This window comes from Phenylobacterium sp. (assembly GCF_035569475.1).
Taxonomy (GTDB): Bacteria; Pseudomonadota; Alphaproteobacteria; order Caulobacterales; family Caulobacteraceae; genus Phenylobacterium.
On the sequence record NZ_DATMNA010000113.1, the window covers coordinates 1 to 18,517 of the forward strand.

15 protein-coding genes are annotated in these 18,517 nt (G+C 69.8%); 11 read left to right on the forward strand and 4 right to left on the reverse strand.

What is annotated here, in order from left to right; translation table 11 throughout:
• Positions 1–488 (forward strand): response regulator transcription factor (locus VNW53_RS18330; RefSeq protein WP_325557371.1); only part of this gene is annotated, 488 nt, incomplete at its 5' end.
• Here VNW53_RS18330 and VNW53_RS18335 read toward each other — a convergent pair.
• Positions 485–1,084, reverse strand: coding sequence for an HdeD family acid-resistance protein (locus VNW53_RS18335; protein ID WP_325557372.1), 600 nt, complete (start codon positions 1,082–1,084; stop codon positions 485–487). The two genes, VNW53_RS18330 and VNW53_RS18335, sit on opposite strands and share 4 nt — an antisense overlap.
• A gap of 249 nt (positions 1,085–1,333) precedes the next feature.
• Between VNW53_RS18335 and VNW53_RS18340 the strand changes: the two genes are divergently transcribed.
• From VNW53_RS18340 to VNW53_RS18365, 7 genes are all read left to right on the forward strand, one after another.
• Positions 1,334–2,251, forward strand: coding sequence for an NAD(P)-dependent oxidoreductase (locus VNW53_RS18340; RefSeq protein ID WP_325557373.1), 918 nt, complete (start codon positions 1,334–1,336; stop codon positions 2,249–2,251).
• Positions 2,252–2,499: 248 nt separating this feature from the next.
• On the forward strand, positions 2,500–2,580 hold the full coding sequence (locus VNW53_RS19925) for a potassium-transporting ATPase subunit F (protein ID WP_414693300.1): 81 nt from the start codon (positions 2,500–2,502) through the stop codon (positions 2,578–2,580).
• 87 nt (positions 2,581–2,667) lie between these two features.
• Positions 2,668–4,377, forward strand: a complete 1,710-nt coding sequence (gene kdpA / locus VNW53_RS18345; protein WP_325557374.1) for a potassium-transporting ATPase subunit KdpA — start codon at positions 2,668–2,670, stop codon at positions 4,375–4,377.
• Positions 4,378–4,400: 23 nt separating this feature from the next.
• Entirely contained in the window at positions 4,401–6,464 is a 2,064-nt protein-coding gene (gene kdpB / locus VNW53_RS18350; RefSeq protein ID WP_325557375.1) for a potassium-transporting ATPase subunit KdpB, read from the forward strand.
• 18 nt (positions 6,465–6,482) lie between these two features.
• Positions 6,483–7,076 carry a potassium-transporting ATPase subunit KdpC gene (kdpC, locus tag VNW53_RS18355; protein WP_325557376.1) on the forward strand — a complete coding sequence of 198 codons (594 nt, stop codon included), beginning with the start codon at positions 6,483–6,485 and terminating at the stop codon, positions 7,074–7,076.
• Positions 7,073–9,766: a sensor histidine kinase KdpD gene (locus VNW53_RS18360; RefSeq protein WP_325557378.1), complete on the forward strand. Its 2,694-nt coding sequence runs from the start codon at positions 7,073–7,075 to the stop codon at positions 9,764–9,766. Before kdpC ends, VNW53_RS18360 begins: the two co-directional genes overlap by 4 nt.
• Positions 9,759–10,469 (forward strand): response regulator, encoded by a 711-nt coding sequence (locus VNW53_RS18365; protein WP_325557380.1) that lies wholly within the window; start codon positions 9,759–9,761, stop codon positions 10,467–10,469. Before VNW53_RS18360 ends, VNW53_RS18365 begins: the two co-directional genes overlap by 8 nt.
• Here VNW53_RS18365 and VNW53_RS18370 read toward each other — a convergent pair.
• The 3 genes from VNW53_RS18370 to VNW53_RS18380 all read right to left on the reverse strand — a co-directional run bounded on the left by VNW53_RS18370 (position 10,466) and on the right by VNW53_RS18380 (position 14,505).
• Complete coding sequence (locus tag VNW53_RS18370) at positions 10,466–11,323, reverse strand: DUF4118 domain-containing protein (RefSeq protein ID WP_325557381.1); 858 nt, start codon at positions 11,321–11,323, stop codon at positions 10,466–10,468. The two genes, VNW53_RS18365 and VNW53_RS18370, sit on opposite strands and share 4 nt — an antisense overlap.
• A gap of 87 nt (positions 11,324–11,410) precedes the next feature.
• The gene (locus VNW53_RS18375) at positions 11,411–12,388 is read right to left on the reverse strand and encodes a LysR family transcriptional regulator (RefSeq protein ID WP_325557383.1); all 978 of its coding nucleotides are present in this window, start codon (positions 12,386–12,388) and stop codon (positions 11,411–11,413) included.
• Between the two features lie 86 nt (positions 12,389–12,474).
• Complete coding sequence (locus VNW53_RS18380) at positions 12,475–14,505, reverse strand: DUF3604 domain-containing protein (RefSeq protein ID WP_325557384.1); 2,031 nt, start codon at positions 14,503–14,505, stop codon at positions 12,475–12,477.
• Between the two features lie 203 nt (positions 14,506–14,708).
• Here VNW53_RS18380 and VNW53_RS18385 point away from each other — a divergent pair, with 203 nt between their 5' ends.
• The 3 genes from VNW53_RS18385 to VNW53_RS18395 all read left to right on the forward strand — a co-directional run bounded on the left by VNW53_RS18385 (position 14,709) and on the right by VNW53_RS18395 (position 18,493).
• A complete protein-coding gene (locus VNW53_RS18385) occupies positions 14,709–16,997 on the forward strand; it encodes a TonB-dependent receptor (RefSeq protein WP_325557386.1) in 2,289 nt (762 codons plus the stop codon).
• 114 nt (positions 16,998–17,111) lie between these two features.
• Positions 17,112–18,059, forward strand: coding sequence for an ornithine cyclodeaminase family protein (locus VNW53_RS18390; RefSeq protein ID WP_325557388.1), 948 nt, complete (start codon positions 17,112–17,114; stop codon positions 18,057–18,059).
• A complete protein-coding gene (locus tag VNW53_RS18395; protein WP_325557390.1) occupies positions 18,056–18,493 on the forward strand; it encodes a RidA family protein in 438 nt (145 codons plus the stop codon). The genes VNW53_RS18390 and VNW53_RS18395 overlap by 4 nt, the downstream gene beginning before the upstream one ends.
• Positions 18,494–18,517 lie beyond the last annotated feature (24 nt).

Here is an 18,517-nt window from a genome sequence, read left to right on the forward strand (position 1 = left end):
AGACGCTGCGGGCGCAGAGCAACAACACGCCGGTGCTGTTCCTGTCGGCGATGGCGCAGGTCGACGACCGGGTGCGCGGGCTGAAGGCGGGCGGCGACGACTACCTGACCAAGCCGTTCGGGTTCTCCGAGCTGCACGCGCGCCTCGAGAACCTTATCCGCCGGCGCAGCGAGAAGGCCGTGGAGACCGAACTCCGCTGCGGCGACCTGGTCATGGATCTGCTGACGCGCAAGGTGGTTCGGGCGGGCCGTCCGATCGAGCTCCTGCCGCGCGAGTTCAAGCTGCTCGAATTCCTGCTCCGCAACCAGAACCGCGTGGTCACCCGGGTGATGTTGCTCGAGCGGGTCTGGGACTACCGCTTCGACCCGCACACCAGCATCATCGACACCCACATCAGCCGGCTGCGGAAGTCGCTGGAGACCGGCTTCGACAAGCCGCTGCTGCACACGGTCCGCGGCGCCGGCTACCGGCTGGCGGAAGAGCCCTAGACGCGGTCGTCGCCTTTCCGCCGAAAGCCGTGCGTCTCGGGCGCAGGCGGATCGCCGGTGAGGCCGATGGTGATCAGGGCAAAGCCGCTGAGGACCAGGCTCGCGCCGACAAGCAGGCCCAGGGCGACCTCGGCCCGGAACGGCCAGGCCGCCATCATCACGATGGCGAGCAGGCCGTCGATGAGCGCCAGCCGCCAGAACACCTGCCGCCCGACCAGGCGCCGCCGGCTACGCCGGACGGCCTCGATCGCTGCGAACAGCCCGTCGGCCAGCAGGACGCCGGCGATCAGCAGGGTGATCCCGTCCGCGCCGACCTGCGGAAGCCTAAGCACCACGGCTCCGACCGCCAGGGTAGTGAGCCCGCCGAGCAGCTTCCACCGGTGGCCCCCGGCGCGGTTGAAGGCCGTCAGCATGCGCAGGGCGCCGACCATCACCAGAGTCCAGGCGACCAGGGAGGTCGCCGCTTCGCCGGCCCACAGGGGAAATGAGATCGCCGCCAGGCCGCCCACGGCGACCAGGGCGCCGCCGGCCACCACGGGCCGCGCGTGCGGGATATGAAGCGCGGGATGGCGGGTCGGCGCCGCTGTCTGGGTCATTGGAGGCAACCGCGATTGCGAACGCCCAATCTAGGGCGCGCGGACTACAGGCGTCGGTTCTGCGGCTTACAACTCGGTCAGGTCGCCAGCGCGTTGCCCACGTCTGGCGCAGGCCGGCTCACACGAATGTAAGCGCCGGCGAGTTCCGGCTGACAGGATCGCTTCCCACCTCCACCTGATATGATCGAGCTCCGTCGCCTGAGAAGGCGCCGGGCAGTATCGAAACTTGTCACAGCGTGAGGCGTCGTCATGAAGGTTGGTTTCATCGGGTTAGGGCGCATGGGCGCCGGCATGGCGGCGAGCCTGCTGAAGGCCGGCCACGAGGTGACGGTTTACAACCGCAGGCCCGCGAAGGCCGCGGCGCTGGCCGCGCAGGGCGCCAAGGTCGCCGCGACAGTGGCGGACGCCTGCAGCGGCGCGGCGGTGATGACCATGCTGGCGAACGATCAGGCCGTCGAGGACGTCGTGTTCGGCAACGGCGGGCTGATCGAGACGCTGGCGCCCGGCGCCATCCATATCTCGTCGAGCACCATCAGCGTCGCGCTAGCCGAACGGCTGACGCTGGCGCACCGCGAGCTCGGCAGCCGCTTCCTCTCCGCCCCGGTGTTCGGCCGTCCCGATGTCGCCGCGGCCGGCCAGCTCGCGGTCGTCGCCGCCGGCGCGCCGGCCGTCGTCAAGGAAGCGGCTCCCCTGCTGGACGCGATCGGGCGGGGCACCTCCGTGGTCTCGGAAACGCCGGCCGCGGCCAATCTGGTGAAGCTGAGCGGCAACTTCCTGCTCGCCTCGGTCATCGAGTCGCTGGGCGAGGCGATGGCCCTGATCGGCAAGTCGGGCATCGACCGCAGGCGCTATCTCGACATCCTGACCACGGCGCTCTTCGACGTCCCGGCCTACAAGCTCTATGGCGGCATGATCGCCGACGGCCGGTTCGAGCCCGCCGGGTTCGCCGCGCCCCTGGGACAGAAGGACATCCGCCTGACGCTCGCCGCGGCGGAGGCGCTGGGGGTGCCGATGCCGCTCGCCAGCCTGCTGCGCGACCGGTTCCTGGCCCTGATCGCCCAGGGCGGCGAGGGGCTGGACTGGTCGGCCATCGGCGGGCTGGCCGCCGCGGACGCGGGCCAAGCGCAGCCCGGCCCGGCCAAGACCCTCGCCCTGGTGAAGGCCTGACCCCAGCGCCGCCGCCTTGGCGGCGGCGGCCTGGCGGCGGCCCGGCGCTCTCCGGGCCTTTATGAATCCTTGATGTCGGGGCGCTCGGTTACGAATAGTCCCCTTAGTGATAAAGGTCGTATCAGCGTCATCATTCGATCCCTCCGGGAGAATGCAGTGACCGACCTGATCTATCTGGCAGCCGGCGTCGCCGTTCTCCTTCTCTTCGTGGGCTACGCCGCCCTTCTGAGAAGGACCTGACCATGCTGATGATCCTCATCTACGCCGCCGGCGGCGTCGGCATCGCGATCTACATGGTCGCCGCCCTGTTGCGCCCCGAGAAGTTCTAGTCGCGCCAAGCCGCGCCGCGCCGTCCGGCGCCAATCGCTACGACAGCCGATTCATCGAGCCCAAGACATCGAGAAGGAGACCTCGCCATGGACGTGCGAGGCTGGTCCGAGATCCTCTTCACAATAGCTGTCACGGTCGCGCTCGCGTGGCCGCTGGGCATCTATTTGGCCCGTGTCTGGAAGGGCGAGCGCACCTGGCTCGACCCCGTCCTGCGGCCGGTCGAGGGCGTGCTCTACAGGTCCTTCGGCGTCGATCGCGACAAGAGCCAGAACTGGTTCGCCTACACCGTCTCGATGCTGATGTTCAGCGTGGCGAGCTTCGTCGTCCTCTACCTGATCCTGCGCTTCCAGGACCTGCTGCCGTTGAACCCCCAGGGCTTCAAGGGCGCCTCGCCCGATCTGGCGTTCAACACCGCGATCAGCTTCATCACCAACACCAACTGGCAGTCCTATACGCCGGAGCAGACGGTCTCGACCTTCTCCCAGATGGCGGGCCTGACGTCGCACAACTTCCTGTCGGCCGCCGCGGGCATAGCCATGGCCGCCGCCGTCGCCCGCGCCTTCGCGGCCAACCGGGGGGAAGGATTGGGGAACTTCTGGGTCGATCTGACCCGGATCAGCCTCTACGTCCTGCTGCCGATCTCCATCGTGATCGCGATCGCCTTCGTCGCCCTGGGTGAGCCGCAGACGCTCGCCGCCCACGCCAACGCCGTCGGCCTCGAAGGCGGCAAGCAGGTCATCGCGCTCTATCCGACCGCCTCCCAGGAGGCGATCAAGCAGCTCGGCACCAACGGCGGCGGCCTGTTCAACGCCAATTCCGCCCACCCGTTCGAGAACCCCAACGCGATCACCAACCTCATCGAGGAGGTGATCATGAACGCGCTCGCCTACGCCTGTGTCGTGGCTTTCGGGATCGTCGCACTCGCGCGCCGTGAAGCCCGCGCCCTGGTGGCGGTGATGGCCACCTTCATCCTGGCCGCGTCGGCCGTGGTCTACTGGTCGGAAACCCAGCCCGCGCCCGCCATGCACGCCGTGCACGCCGCGACCGCGGTCAACATGGAGGGCAAGGAGGTCCGCTTCGGCGCGCCGTCCACGGCGGTCTGGACCGCCTTCACCACCGGCGCGTCCGACGGCGGCGTCAACGCCATGCACGACAGCTACATGCCGCTGGGGGGCGGCGTGGCGATGTTCATGATCCAGCTCGGCGAGATGCTGCCGGGCGGCGTGGGCTCGGGCCTCTACGGCATGGTGGTCATGGCCCTGATCGCGGTCTTCGTGGCCGGGCTGATGGTCGGACGAACGCCCGAGTACCTGGGCAAGAAGATCGAGGCGCGGGAGGTGAAGTTCGCCATGCTGGCGGTGCTGATCCTGCCGCTGTCGATCCTGGGTTTCGCCGCGGCCGCATCGGTCATCCCCCTGGCCCTGAAGGCGCTGGAAAATTCCGGCCCCCACGGGCTGTCGGAGATCCTCTACGCCTACTCCTCGGCGACCGGGAACAACGGTTCGGCCTTCGCTGGCCTCTCCGCCAACGTGCCCTACTGGAACGCGACCCTTGGCGTCGCCATGCTGCTGGGCCGCTTCGCCTATGTGGTGCCGGTTCTGGCCATGGCCGGATCCATCGCCGCCAAGCCCAAGCTCGAGCCGTCGACCGGCACCCTGCCCACCCACGGCCCGCTGTTCATCAGCCTGCTGATCGGCGTGATCCTGATCATGGGCGGCCTGCAGTTCTTCCCCGCTCAAGCCCTCGGCCCGATCGTCGAGCACTTCCAGGTGCTCGCCGCCGTCGCCGCTCACTGAAGTCCTCCGGAGCTCAGATTCCCATGACCGACGCTACGGTCCACCTCGGTGAGAAGCGCCGCTCGGCGGTCTCCTCGACTACCCTGTCCTCGGGCGTCATGGCCCGCGCGATCCGGGATTCCTTCGTGAAGCTCGACCCGCGCCGGCTGGCCCGCAATCCGGTGATCCTGGCCACCGAGGTCGTCGCCGTCCTGGCGAGCATCTCGACGGTCTATGACTTCACCACCGGGACGGCGCCCTGGTGGGCGTTCCAGATCGCCCTGTGGCTGTGGTTCACGGTGCTGTTCGCCAACTTCGCCGAGAGCATCGCCGAGGGCCGCGGCAAGGCCGCCGCCGACGCCCTGCGGGCCCAGCGGGTGGACGTGAAGGCCAAACTGATCACCGACGACAAGGGCGCGATCGTGATGACGCCGGCCTACAAGCTGAGCGCCGGCAGCATCGTCCTCGTCGAGGCCGGCGACATGGTCCCCTCGGACGGGGAGATCGTCGAAGGCGTGGCCTCGGTCAACGAGGCGGCGATCACCGGGGAATCCGCGCCGGTGATCCGGGAGTCCGGCGGCGACCGCTCGGCCGTGACCGGCGGCACCACCGTGGTCTCCGACTGGATCAAGGTCCGCATCACCGCCGAGCCCGGCAATACCTTCCTCGATCGCATGATCGTCATGGTCGAGGGCGCCGAGCGCCGCAAGACCCCCAACGAGCTGGCGCTCACCGTCCTGCTGGCCGGCCTGACCCTGATCTTCCTGATCGCGGTGGCGACCCTGCTGGGCCTCGGCCAGTACTCCGGCGTCAAGCTCGACCCGCTGGTGCTGGGCGCGCTGTTCATCTGCCTGATCCCCACCACCATCGGCGGCCTGCTGTCGGCGATCGGCATCGCCGGTATGGACCGGCTGTTGAAGGTCAATGTGCTGGCCACCTCCGGCCGCGCCGTCGAGGCCGCAGGCGACGTCGACACCCTGCTGCTCGACAAGACCGGCACCATCACCCACGGCAACCGCATGGCCACCGAGGTGATCGCCGCGCCCGGCGTGCGGGCCGAGGCCGCCCTCTACGCGGCCATGATGGCCTCGCTGGCCGACGAGACTCCGGAAGGTCGCTCGATCGTCGACCTGGCGCTCGAAAAGGGCCTGACCGGAACCCCGCCCAAGGACTCCACGCCGGTCCCGTTCAGCGCCACGACGCGCATCTCCGGCCTGGACGCCGGCCGGGATAGCTGGCGGAAGGGCGCGGTCGACGCGATCTTCAGGCTGGTGGGCCTCAGCGCGGCCAGCGCGCCGGCGGAGCTCAATGCGGCGATCGACCGGATCGCGCGGGCCGGCGGCACGCCGCTGGCGGTCGCCGAGAACGGCGTGCTGGTCGGGGTGATCCACCTGAAGGACGTGGTCAAGGCCGGCGTGAAGGACCGCTTCGCCGACCTGCGCCGCATGGGCCTGCGCACGGTGATGATCACCGGCGACAATCCGGTGACGGCCGCCGCCATCGCCTCGGAGGCCGGGGTCGACGACTTCCTGGCCGAGGCCACGCCGGAGGACAAGCTGCGGCTGATCCGCGAGGAGCAGGGCAAGGGCCGTCTGGTGGCCATGTGCGGCGACGGCTCCAACGACGCCCCGGCGCTGGCCCAGGCCGACGTGGGCGTGGCCATGCAGACCGGCACCCAGGCCGCCCGCGAGGCCGGCAACATGGTCGACCTCGATTCGGACCCCACCAAGGTCATCGAGATCGTCGAGGTGGGTAAGCAGATGCTGATCACCCGCGGCGCGCTCACCACCTTCTCCATCGCCAACGACGTGGCCAAGTACTTCGCCATCATCCCGGCGATCTTCGTGGTCTCCCTGCCGGCCCTGGGCGCGCTGAACATCATGCGCCTGGGCAGCCCGCACAGCGCGATCCTGTCGGCGGTGATCTTCAACGCTCTGATCATCATCGCCCTGGTGCCGCTGGCGTTGCGCGGCGTCCGCTACCGGCCCATCGGGGCGTCGCGGCTGCTGCAGCGCAACCTGCTGATCTACGGCCTGGGCGGCGTCGTGGCCCCCTTCATCGGGATCAAGATCGTCGACCTGATCGTCACCACCGCCGGTCTGGCCTAGGAAAAAGGCGTCAAGGACATGCTCTCCGAAATCCGCCCCGCCATCGTCTCGACAGTGCTGTTCACGGCGCTGCTGGGCCTGGTCTACCCGCTGGCGATCACCGGCGTGGCCAAGGTCGCCTTTCCCTACCAGGCCGAAGGCAGCCTGGTCCGCGACGCCCACGGCCAGGTGATCGGCTCGGCGCTGATCGCCCAGCCGTTCGCCAAGGACGAGTACCTGCATCCGCGGCCGTCCGCGGCAGGCGCCAACGGCTACGATCCGACCAGCTCGGGCGGCTCGAACTACGGCCCGCTGAACCCGGACCTCGCCAAGCGCATCACCACCGACGCCGCGGCCCTGCGCGCCTCCACCGGCCACGACGAGATCCCGGACGACGCCATCACGACCTCGGGCTCGGGCCTCGACCCCGACATTTCGCCGGCCTACGCCTTCCTGCAGGCCGACCGTATCGCCAAGGCGCGAGGGGTGCCGGCCGAAGAGGTGCGCAAGGTCATCGCGGCCCACGTAGGCTCGCCGGTCCTCGGCTTCCTGGGACAGCCGCACGTGAACGTGCTGATGACCAATCGGGCCTTGGACGCCGTCGCGCCCAAGAGTACGCCAAAGACATCATGAAGCCGGACGAGCCGCGCCGCCCCGATCCCGACGCCCTTCTCCTGGAAGCGGCCAAGGCCGGGCGCGGCCGGCTCAAGGTCTTCCTGGGCATGGCGCCGGGGGTCGGCAAGACCTACGCCATGCTGGCCCAGGGCGCCCGCCGCAGGGCCGACGGCGTCGAGGTGCTCGTCGGCGTCGTCGAGACCCACGGCCGGCGCGAGACCGAGGCCCTCACCGCGGACCTGGAAATCCTTCCGCGCCGGCCCATCGAGTACAAGGGCCGCACCCTCCTCGAGTTCGACATCGACGAGGCCCTGGCCCGCAAGCCGACGCTGCTGCTGGTCGACGAATACGCCCACTCCAACGCGCCGGGGTCGCGTCATCCCAAGCGCTGGCAGGACGTCGAGGAACTGCTCTCGGCCGGGGTCAACGTCTGGACGACGCTGAACGTCCAGCACCTCGAGAGCCTGGTCGACCTGGTCTGGAAGATCACCGGCGTGCGCCAGCGCGAGACGGTGCCCGACTCCGCCCTGTCGCGGGCCGACGACATCGAGCTGGTGGACATCACGCCCGACGAGCTCCGCCAGCGTCTGAACGAGGGCAAGGTCTACCTGCCGGAAACCGCCCGCACCGCGGCGGTGAACTTCTTCAAGCCGGAGAACCTGACCGCCCTGCGCGAGCTGGCCCTGCGGCGCACGGCGCAGACCGTGGACGACCAGCTCCTCACCGCCATGCGCCAGCGCGGCGTCGAGGGCCCCTGGGCGGCCGGCGAGCGGATCCTGGTCCTGATCGGGCCGGACGCCATGGCCCAAAGCCTGGTCCGGGCCGGGCGGCGGCTGTCGGACATGATGATGGATGCGCCGTGGACCGTGGCCTATGTGGAGCGGCCCAACAAGCCGTCGCCCGACGCCGCCGGCGCGGCCAAGATCAACGCCGCCATCAAGCTCGCCGAACAGCTCGGCGGGGCCAATGTGGTGCTCACCGGCGACGACCTGGTGGGAAGCCTGCTGGACTACGCCCGGCAGAACAACGTCACCCAGATCGTGGTGGGCAAGTCGGGGCCCTCCCGCTGGCGGGCGCTGTTCGGCCTGGCGCTGATCCCCGCGCTCGCCGAGCAGGTGACCGGCGCGGCGCTCCATATCATCACCGAGAAAGCCCAGCCCGAGCCGGAGCCGGAGGCGAAGCCCGCGGAGCGCCCCAGCCTGCTGGCCTGGCGCGGGCATCTCATCTCCATCGCCCTGGTGGCTGTCGCGGGCGGGCTTGCGGGCCTCGTCGACCAGTTCTCGCAAGGCGCCAACCTGGCGATGATCTTCCTGGTCAGCGTGCTGATCAGCGGCCTGGCGTTCGGGCTCTGGCCGGCGGTGACGGCCGCTGCGGTGGCGGCCTTCGTCTACAACTTCTTCTTCCTCGAGCCGCGGCTGTCGATCGCCATCGGGCATACGGCCGACGTCATCACCTTCATCGTGTTCTTCGGGGTGGCCATGACCACCGGCTGGCTGACCGGCCGCATCCGCGACCAGGCGATGGCCATGTCGCGCCGGGCGTCGGCTATCACCGCCCTGCTGGCGGCCAGCCGCCGGCTCTCAGCCTCCGCGACCCGCGAGGAGGCCGCCCAGGCGCTGGCGGAGCAGCTCGCGGCGGCCACGGGCGGCGAAGCGATCGTGCTGCTGCCCGGCGGCGAGGACGTGGTGGCGGTCGCCGCCGCCCCGGCCATGCAGACGCTGGGCACCGCCGACCTGGCGGCCGCGCGATGGGCCTGGCAGCACGGCGAGCCGGCCGGCGCGGAGACCGGCACCCTGCCCAACGCGTCCTGGACCTACCGGCCGCTGCAGGGCGTCAAGGCGCGGTCCGGCGTCGCGGCCATCGAGGCGCGGGCCGTTCATGGGGAGGACGGGGAGCGCTTCGTCTCGGCCCTGCTCGACCAGGGCGCCGTGGCGCTGGAGCGGGCGGAGTTCGCCGCCGACGCCGCCGACGCCGAGGCGCTGCGCCGCGCCGACAAGCTCCGCTCGGCCCTGCTCAATTCGGTCAGCCACGACCTGCGGACGCCGCTCGCCACCGTGCTGGGATCGGCCACGACCCTGCTGGAATACGAGGACTCGCTGGAGCCGGCGGTGCGGGTGGACCTGCTGACCAGCATCCGCGAGGAGGCCGAGCGGCTCAACCGCTATGTCGGCAACCTGCTGGACATGACCCGGCTGCAGGGCGGCGGGCTGAACATCCGCGCCGACTGGGTCGATGTCCGCGACGTCCTGGGCGCGGCGCTGGAGCGGGTCTCGCGCCGTCTCGCCCAACGCAAGGTCACCCGCGACTTCCCCGCCGAACTGCCGCTGGTGAAGGTGGATTCGGCCCTGCTGGAGCAGGCGCTGGTGAACATTCTGGAAAACGCTATCGGCTATAGTCCCGACAGCTCGACGATCGAACTGGCGGCCTACGAGGACCGGAACAATGTGGTGCTGAGCATCGAGGACGAGGGGCGCGGCATCCCCACCGCCGAACTGGAGCGGGTGTTCGAGCGGTTCCGGCGGATGGAGGAGGCCAGCGATCGCGGCAAGGGCGCGGGCCTGGGGCTCGCGATTTCCAAGGGCTTCGTCGAGGCCATGGGCGGACGCATCGCCGCCGCCAGTCCGATCCACGACGGCCGGGGCACTCGCATCCTGATCAGCCTCAAGAAGGAGCCCGTGGGGTCGGCGCAGGTCACGGCCCATGCATAGGCTCCGTATCCTCGTCGTCGACGACGAGCCCCAGATGCACCGCTTCCTGGGACCGGCCCTGAACGCCGCCGGCTACGAGCCGCTGCGGGCCGAAACCGGCCGCCAGGCCCTGGCCGAAATCGCCCGGCGCCCGCCGGACGCCGTGGTGCTCGACCTCGGCCTGCCCGACGTCGACGGGCAGGAGGTGCTGCGCATGGCGCGCGCCTTCTACGACGGGCCGATCATCATCCTGTCGGCCCGCGACCGGGAGATCGAGAAGATCGAGGCCCTCGACGCCGGCGCCGACGACTATGTGGAAAAGCCTTTCCGGGTGGGCGAAATGCTGGCCCGCCTGAGGGTCATCATGCGCCGCCAGCTTCGCCAGGCCGAGGCGCCGCCGGCGGTCGTCCATGCCGAGGACCTGACCATCGACATCCCGCGCCGGCTGGTCACCCGGGCGGGCGAACCGGTCCACCTGTCGCCGAAGGAATACGACCTCCTCGTCAAGCTGGCGCAGGCCGACGGCAAGGTGCTGACCCACAAGGACCTGCTGATCTCGCTCTGGGGCCCGGCGCACGTGGAGGACATGCAGTACCTGCGGGTGTTCATCGGCCAGTTGCGGCAGAAGATCGAGGCCGATCCCTCGGCGCCCCGGCTGATCCTGACCCAGCCGGGGATCGGCTACCGTTTCATGGCCGACGAAGTGACCCGCGCCGGGGGCTAGTTCGCCGGTCTCGCGGCGGCCGCGGCCAGGTAGCCGCCGACGATCTCCACGAAGCGCTCCGGCTTGGCGGGACGGTCGCGCCCCGAGCGGGTGAAGTCGACGCCGATCACGCAGGCGCCGTCCTTGGTCACCGGAACGGGCCAGAGGTCGAACGCCGAGCGATCGTAGGGATAGGTCTCCGCGCGAGCGGCGACCTTGGTTTCCAGCGCCCCCTTCGCGGCGTCTTCTTCCGCATCCGTGATCCGGGCGCCGCCGGCGGTGGCGACGGCGCGCAGGGCGCCGGCCTGCCCCATGAAGATCACCGCCGGTGCGCGGAAGATCTGGGCGAGCGCGGCCGCCGCGCCCTCGACGATCTGCGCCTGCGGCGCCGACCTGATCACCAGATGCGCCAGGCCCTGCAGCGCCTGGGCCTGTTCGGCCGCGCGGCGCGCCTCGCCCATGCGCCGCCGGGACTCGGCGGCGAGCGTGCTGACGCTGGCGGCGATCACCAGCAGCAAGGCCGTCGCCCACAGGTCCGACGGGCTGGCGATGCGCAGCGAATAGTAGGGCTCGGTGAAGAAGAAGTCGTAGGCCAGGACGCTGGCGCCCACGGCGATCAGCGACGGGCCCCAGCCGAAGGCCATGGCCGCGATCATCACCGGCAGGACGAAGATCAGGGTCAGGTTCGGCGCGGCGACCAGATGCTCGACGATGAACGCCAGGCCGGCGGCGAGGGCCACCAGCAGCAGGGCCAGGCCATATTGCGCGGCCAGCGGCAGCGGGCCGGGCGCCTCGCCCCGGCCGTCCTGCGAGGGCGCGCCCGCGCCGTTCGCGACGCCCAGGGGCGCGAGATCACCCGTCAATGAGTCCGACATCTGCGGCTCCAACCTTGCCTGGCCTTCGATAGGGCCAACGACAGTTTACGGCGGCGCGGCATAAGCGATCGATGTGGATTTCCCGCGTCACGCCGCGTTCGCCGCGTCGCCTGTGGCCTCGCGCGCGATGTCGGCCACCGCCTTGACCACCGGCAGGCGCCAGTTCTCGGGCGTCGTCACCATCCAGCAATGGTAGATCGACTCCCACTGCACCGGCACCTGCACCAGCGCGCCCGAGGCCAGGTCGTCCGCGAACACGAAGCGGGCGCCGCGCAGGGTGTAGTTGGCGGGGAAGTGCGCCTTCAGCATGTCGACGTCGTTGCTCACATAGGCGTCGACGTTGTGCGCCTCGACGCCCGAGAGCTCGCCGATCCAGGCGCCGAAGTTGGAGGTGATCCCGACGCTGGCCATCGGGTACTGGAGCAGCTCCGAGGCGGTGAGCGGCGCATTGGCGTTTGCCGCCGGGTGGCCCGGCCGCACCACCACGATCGCCTGATCGTCGAAGATCTTGATCCGGATCAGGTCGCCGTAGGGCTCGGCGTTCTCGCTGTAGCCGAACGCGACGTCATAGCGCCCCTGGTCGACCCCGCGCATGATCGCCAGCCCGTTGTCCAGGTTGGCCTCCAGCTTGATGTCCGGGAACCGTGCCAGGACGCCGCGCACCACCTGGGGCAGGGGTTTCAGCCGCGTCGTCGGCCCGACGCCGATGCGCAGGCGACCCGAGACGCCGCTGGCCCGTTGTCCGAGTTCGCGGCTGAGCGCGTTGGACGAGATCAGCAGCGCGCGGCCCCGCTCGGCGATCAGCTCCGCGAGCCCGGTCGGCTTGGCGGCGCCGCCCGTGCGTTCGAACAGATGCAGACCGAGCTGCGATTCCAGCCGCGATATGCTCTTGCTGAGCGCGGGCTGGCTGATCTGCAGGCGCCGGGCGGCGGCGCTGAAGCTGCCGGCGCGGCAGATCTCCAGCACATGTTCGAGGTGCTTGAGCTCGATACGTTCGAGCCCGGAGGGGTTCGCGAGGCTCCGCTGGCCGGTTCGCGGTGCTGGCCGGATCTTGGTCTGGTCCATGCCCGGAGGTTATAGCCGGGCTCCAGCCGGTGTACATGCGCCGACCGGCCCGGGGCCGTCAAAGATCCGCGAGCGGCGCGGGCCGCCTAGCCCGGATTCGCGCCCCGCCGCAGCGCCACCTTGGACGCCTTCGCGGGCGTGAACCAGATCGGCGAGCTCCAGGCCCGTTCCTGGATGGTCGCAGGAACCTCGGTCGGAATCGGCAGGTGGTTGTTGATGGCCAGCAGGGTGCTCCAGCGCGGCGTCGGGATCTCGAGCACCCGGGCGTAGTAGACCGCGGGCCGGGACGCATCGAAGGTCGGATCGGTCCACTGCGCCGACAGCACGGGCGCGCCGATGGCGTTGGTGTATTTGCCGGTCTTCAGGTCCACCGAATTGCCCACCGGCGGCGCCTTGCCGGTCTTCGGATCCTCATGCCGGCCGCCGGAAAGCGCGACGTTGAAGATGCGTTCCTTATAGCCGTCGCCGTCCTGCCACATCTTGATCACCTGGATGCGGTCGAGATTGGCGCCGTCCGGATCCTTCATCGCCTGCAGCAGCAGGGTCGGCGCCTTGGGCCGGGCCGCCGCCGGCAGGTCGCTGCCCATGGCGACGCCCTTGGCGTAGGCCGCCTTCACCCAGTCCGGGCTCGCCAGGAGCTTGGCCGGATAGGACCAGCTTCCGAACATCCGCACCCGGATGCGCGTGCCGGAGGTCGCGAAGGTCTCCTTGCGCTTCAGGGCCGCATAGATCGAATTGCGGGTGTTCTCCTCGGCCCAGACGCCGGTGACGCCGCCGGTGCCGACCTCGAGGGTCTTCTGGAACGAGTGCGGCTGGCCCTTCGCGTCGGCGTCGCTGTCCAGGCGCGCGGGAATCCGGATGATCTGCAGCGCGCGCTTGGCCGCGTCGCCGCTCGGAACCATGCCGGCGGGCGCGCCGAACGAGCCGCCGATCCCGTTCTCGTCGGTGAAGCTCAGCCCGTTGTGGATGTCGGTGGCGCCCACCAGGCCGTACTTGTAGGGGTTCGCGCCGACCCGGCCGAGCAGGGCGAGGCCGCGCCCCAGCGCCTGGCGGACATAGCTGCCGTCCTCGCGGCTCTTCACGGTCGGGCGCGAGATCAGGTGGTCGTAGAGCTCGAAGTTGGCGAACTCGTCGTTGGGCGACAGCGTCGGCGTGGTGTCCGAAACCCCCTTGTTCTGGGCGATCTCGGTCAGCGGCTCGTTGGTCAGGCGCCGCTGCGCATAGGCCTCGCTGATCGGCCGCCCGTCAGAGTCGTTCCAGTCGTACATCAACCCGTCGGAGGCGTTGGCGTTGTGCGGAATGGCGATCGCGTCGATGCCGCTCGCCCGGACCTTCTCGAGGAAGGTCCACAGGTCCTCGGGCCGGTTCGACTGCGCCGAGGTGAAGGGCTGCGGGCCGTGGTCGCTGTTGAAGAAGACGTTGCGGTGCAGGTTCTTGCCGTCGGGGGCCGAGGTCCACTCATAGGCGACGAAGGTCGTGAACTTGCCGGGGACGTAGTTGTCGTTCGCCGCCTTCATCTGGAGGTTCCAGGTGTTCATCATGGCCTCCTGGGCATGGAACGCCTCGCTGTTGGAGCCGCCCAGCTTGCCGCCCGCGGCGGGGGCCACGGCGAGGAACGCCTGGTGGGGATCGGCCAGGATCTTCGCCCCCAGCGGGGTCTTGCCCAGCGGGTTCGACGGATCGTCGAGCTGGTTCATCACCCCCATGAATTCCGAGTGGTCGGTCACGGCCATGAAATCGAGGGCCCAGCGGCGGCGGGCCGGGACCATGCCCGTCGGGGTGAAGCCCTCCTCGCGGGCGACCTGCGAGGCCGGAATCATGACCGTCTCGCCGCGAGCGAACTTGTAGGCCTGGTCCGGCGTCACCTTGGTGCCGAAGCTCCAGGCGTCGAACGACATGGCGGTGTGGAGGTGCAGGTCGCCGAAGAAGGCCCGGCGGGCGTCCGGCGGGCGGTGGCTGACGTAGGTGACGCCCGGCGGGGTGGGCGCCTCGGCCGCGGCCGGGACGGTCGTCGCCGCCACGGCGTGGCCGCCGGATCTCGGCGCGCTGGAAAGGGCCCACAGCCCCAGCACGGGAACAACTACGGCCGTCGCCAGCCACACGCTCTTCCGGGTCATCGCCTCGCTCCCCTTTATGTTTGTTGGGAACTTTATTTGGCCGCGGCGGAGGCAAGTCCAGCCACGCCGCGCCGCCGAGCTCCCGCCAACCGGGAATAGGCCCATGCCATCAGGGCATGGGCAAATTCATTGATCCGGCGCGGCGGCAGTCCCAGGTTCCCCGCAAGAGGCGACAAAAGAGCGCTTAGGAACAAGGGGGAAACATGACTTTCGCGAGTTCACGCCTTCGGCTGCGCGTTTTGGCAGGCGGGGCCGCGCCGGGCGCGCTGCTGGCCGCGGCGCTGATCGGCGCCCCGTTGGCCGCTCAGGCCCAGGCGAAAGCCACCGGCGCCGCGCAGGCCTCGGCCAGCATCGAGGAGATCGTCGTAACCGCCCGCAAGCGCGAGGAGCGCCTGCGTGACATCCCGACGGCGGCCACGGCCCTGGGCGCCGATCAGCTCCGCGAGATCGGCGGCGTCGCCACGGCCCAGAGCCTGCTCACCAATGTTCCCGGGGTGAACTTCGCCAACACCTCCAACCCGGTGACCTCGGAGGTTTCGATCCGCGGGTCCGGCACCTCGCGGGCGACCACGGCGGAGTCCGGCGTGGGCCTGTTCCGCGACGGCGCCTTCATCGGCGGCGGCACCGTTCTGGGCCGCACCTTCACCGACCTGGACCTGTTCGACGCCAACCGCGTCGAGATTCTGCGCGGCGTGCAGGGTGGCCTGAACGGCCGCAACGCCGAGGGCGGCTCGGTCAACGTCGTCTCCGCCCGGCCCACGCACCAGTACGAAGGCTTCGCCATGGGCGACGTGGCCAACAACGACCACTACGAGGGTCAGTTGGTGGTCAACCTGCCCATCGACGATCACTGGGCGATGCGCTTCGGCGCGGACTTCATGGACCAGTCGAAGGGCTTCTACTATCTGCCCCTGCTCGATCGGTACGCGGACCAGCAGTACAAGCAGTTCCTGCGCTGGCAGCTCAATTTCAACCAGGGTCCGTTCACCGCCAACCTGCTGATCGAGCACGGCGCCGAGGAGCTCCCGGGCCTGGTCTATCAGGTCAACACCTTCCCCAGCGCGACCTATCCCAGCGGCTTCCATCAGGACCGGTTCAGCCTGCCCTGGAACTCGACGTCCGAAGCCAAGATGCGGATGGACAACTACGAGTTCACCACCAACACCGACTTCAGCCTCGGCAGCTTCGTCACCACCACCATGTACCGCGACCGCAGCGGCCAGAACGCCTATGACCGCGACGCCTCGTCCCTGCAGTACGCCCAGTCGCTGGTCGCGGCGGGCAAGGTGGCCGCGGCGGCCATCCCGACCGTGCTGGGCGCCGACTACGGCCTGGGCGGCAATCAGCTCGATCACGCCAAGATCTTCTACCAGGACGTCCACTTCACCGGTCAAAAGGTCGGCGATTTCACCTGGCTCGTGGGCGCGGAATACTACCTGCTGCGCGACCTGCCGCAGAGCGTCCTGGCCAAGACCCCGACGGCGGCCAGCCCGAGCATCGGCACCAACGACGTCGGCCGCGAGCGGTTCGAATCCTACGCCGCCTACGGCTCCGTAGGCTACGACTTCACGCCCAAGTTCAACGTGTCGGGCGACCTGCGGGTGACCCACGACAGTGAGGATTTCAGCACCCAGCGCGTGGATTTCGGCACCGGCCTGCCGGCGGCCAATGGCGTGGCCTTCGACATCACCGGATCGCAGCGCGACACCAGGACTTCCTACACCGTGACCGCCGGCTACAAGCCGATCGCCGACTGGCTGCTCTATGCGAAAGTGGGGACGGCCTTCCGGCCCGGCGGGTTCAACACCTCGCTGGGCGATGTTCGCCAGCCGACCCCGGTGCCGACCTCCTACAATTCCGAGACGCTCACCGCCTACGAAGTCGGCTTCAAGGGCAATGTGCTCAGCAACGTCTATTTGACCGCCGACGTCTATGACAACGAGTTCGACAACCTGATCATCCAAGGCAACAACGGCTGCTTCGTCGGCAGCCCGATTTGCCCCGTGCAACAGACGGCCTTCGCCTTCAACGCCGGCCCGGCCTCGCTGTGGGGCGTCGAGTTCGAGAGCACCAGCCACTTCGACATCTTGGGCGGCCCGCTGCAGTTGACGCTGAGCGGCTCGCGCCAGGGCGGCAAGATCGGCGGCACGATCTACAACGGCCGCCGCCAGCCGCAGCAGCCCGACTGGACCGCGACGCTCGACGCCTACTACACCCACCCGATCACCGAGGCGGTCACCGGCTTCTTCAATTTCAAGGGCAACGGCCGCTGGGGCGGCGTGCAGGAAGTGGCGCAGATCCCCTTGCTCGACGACTACACCGACTTCGATGCGCGGATCGGCGTCGACTGGGGTCGCTATGAAGTGGCGCTGCACGCCGAGAACGTCTTCAACACCACCTATGTGGTCTTCGGCGCGCCCACGGCGACCAACAACGTCGTCCGCTACAACTTCCCGCGCACCTACGGCCTGCAGCTTCGCTATAGCTGGTAGGGGCGCCTCGGCCCGCGGCCGCAGCGCCGTCGGGCCGGCGCTGGATGGGGCCGCGCGGGGTCTGTAAGGTCCTGCGGCGGCCGGGCTTTCCGAGGCGCCGCGGGGGGGCGCCGCATGAGGGTGATCGACCGGGACGAGGTGGCCGCGCGGCTGACCTACGAGGTCTGCATGCCGCTGGTGCGCCGGGCGATGATCGCGCTCTCGCGCGGCGAGACCCGCCAGCTCCTGCGCTCGATCATCCCGCTGGGCGGCGGGCGGATGTTCGGGATCATGCCGGGCGCGCTGGGCGAGCGGGCGATGTTCGGCGCCAAGCTGATCAGCGTCTTCCCGGAGAACTTCGCCAAGGGCGCGCAGTCGCACCAGGGCGTGGTCGTGCTGTTCGACAGCGAGAGCGGGGCGCCGATCTGCGTCGTGCACGCGGGCGAAGTCACCGCGATCCGCACCGCCGCCGCCAGCGCCGTCGCCACCGACGCCCTGGCCCGCGCCGACGCCATGCGGCTAGCGATCCTCGGCTACGGCGAGCAGGCCCTGACCCACGCCCGCGCGATCTCCAAGGTGCGGCCGCTCAGCGCCGTCACCGTCTGGGGCCGCTCGGCCGACCGGGCCCGGGCTTTCGCCCGGCGGCTCGAGGGCGAACTCGGCCTGGAGGTTGCCGCCCATGCGGACGCGGAGAGCGCCGTCGCCGAGGCCGACATCGTCTGCACCGTCACCAACGCCGCCGAGCCGATCCTGAAGGGCGCCTGGGTGCGGCCGGGGACGCACGTGAACCTGGTGGGCTCGAGCTTCGCGGGGCCCGTGGAGGTCGACAGCGAGCTGGTGGTGCGCGCCCGCTTCATCGCCGACTTCCGCGAAGGGGTGCTGGCGCAGGGCGCGGAGTTCCTGCGCGCCAAGCAGGCCGGCCTGATCGGCGACGACCATGTCGTGGGCGAGATCGGCCAGGTGCTGGACGGCGTGCTCCCCGGCCGGGAGGCGCCCGACCAGATCACGGTCTATAAGTCGCTCGGCCACGTGGTGCAGGACCTTGCCGCCGCCCAGGCCCTCTATGGAGCGAGCCCCTCATGACGCCCATCTCCCGCCGCGCCGCTATCGCGCTTGCCGCCGCCCTGATCGCCGGGGCCGCCGCGGCCGCCGACTACTATCCGCCCGCCAATCCCAAGAGCCCGTTCTCGGAGGCGGTGAAGGCGGGCGGCTTCCTGATCGCCTCGGGCCAGCTCGGCCTGCGCCCCGGCGAGCCGCCGCCGCCCTTCGAGGACCAGGCCAGGCACGCCATGGACAATGTCGCCGCCGTGCTCGGCCGCCACGGGGCGTCGATGGACAATGTGGTGAAGTGCACGGTGCTGCTCACCGACATGGGCAGGTTCGCCGCCTTCAACGACATCTACATGAGCTATTTCAAGCCCGGCCGCCTGCCGGCCCGCACGGCCATGGGAGTCGCCGCCCTGGCCGCCGGCGGCAACGTCGAGGTGGAGTGCTGGGCCTACGTGGGCGGCAAATAGTTTCGCCTGCGCGAGGGGTGGCGT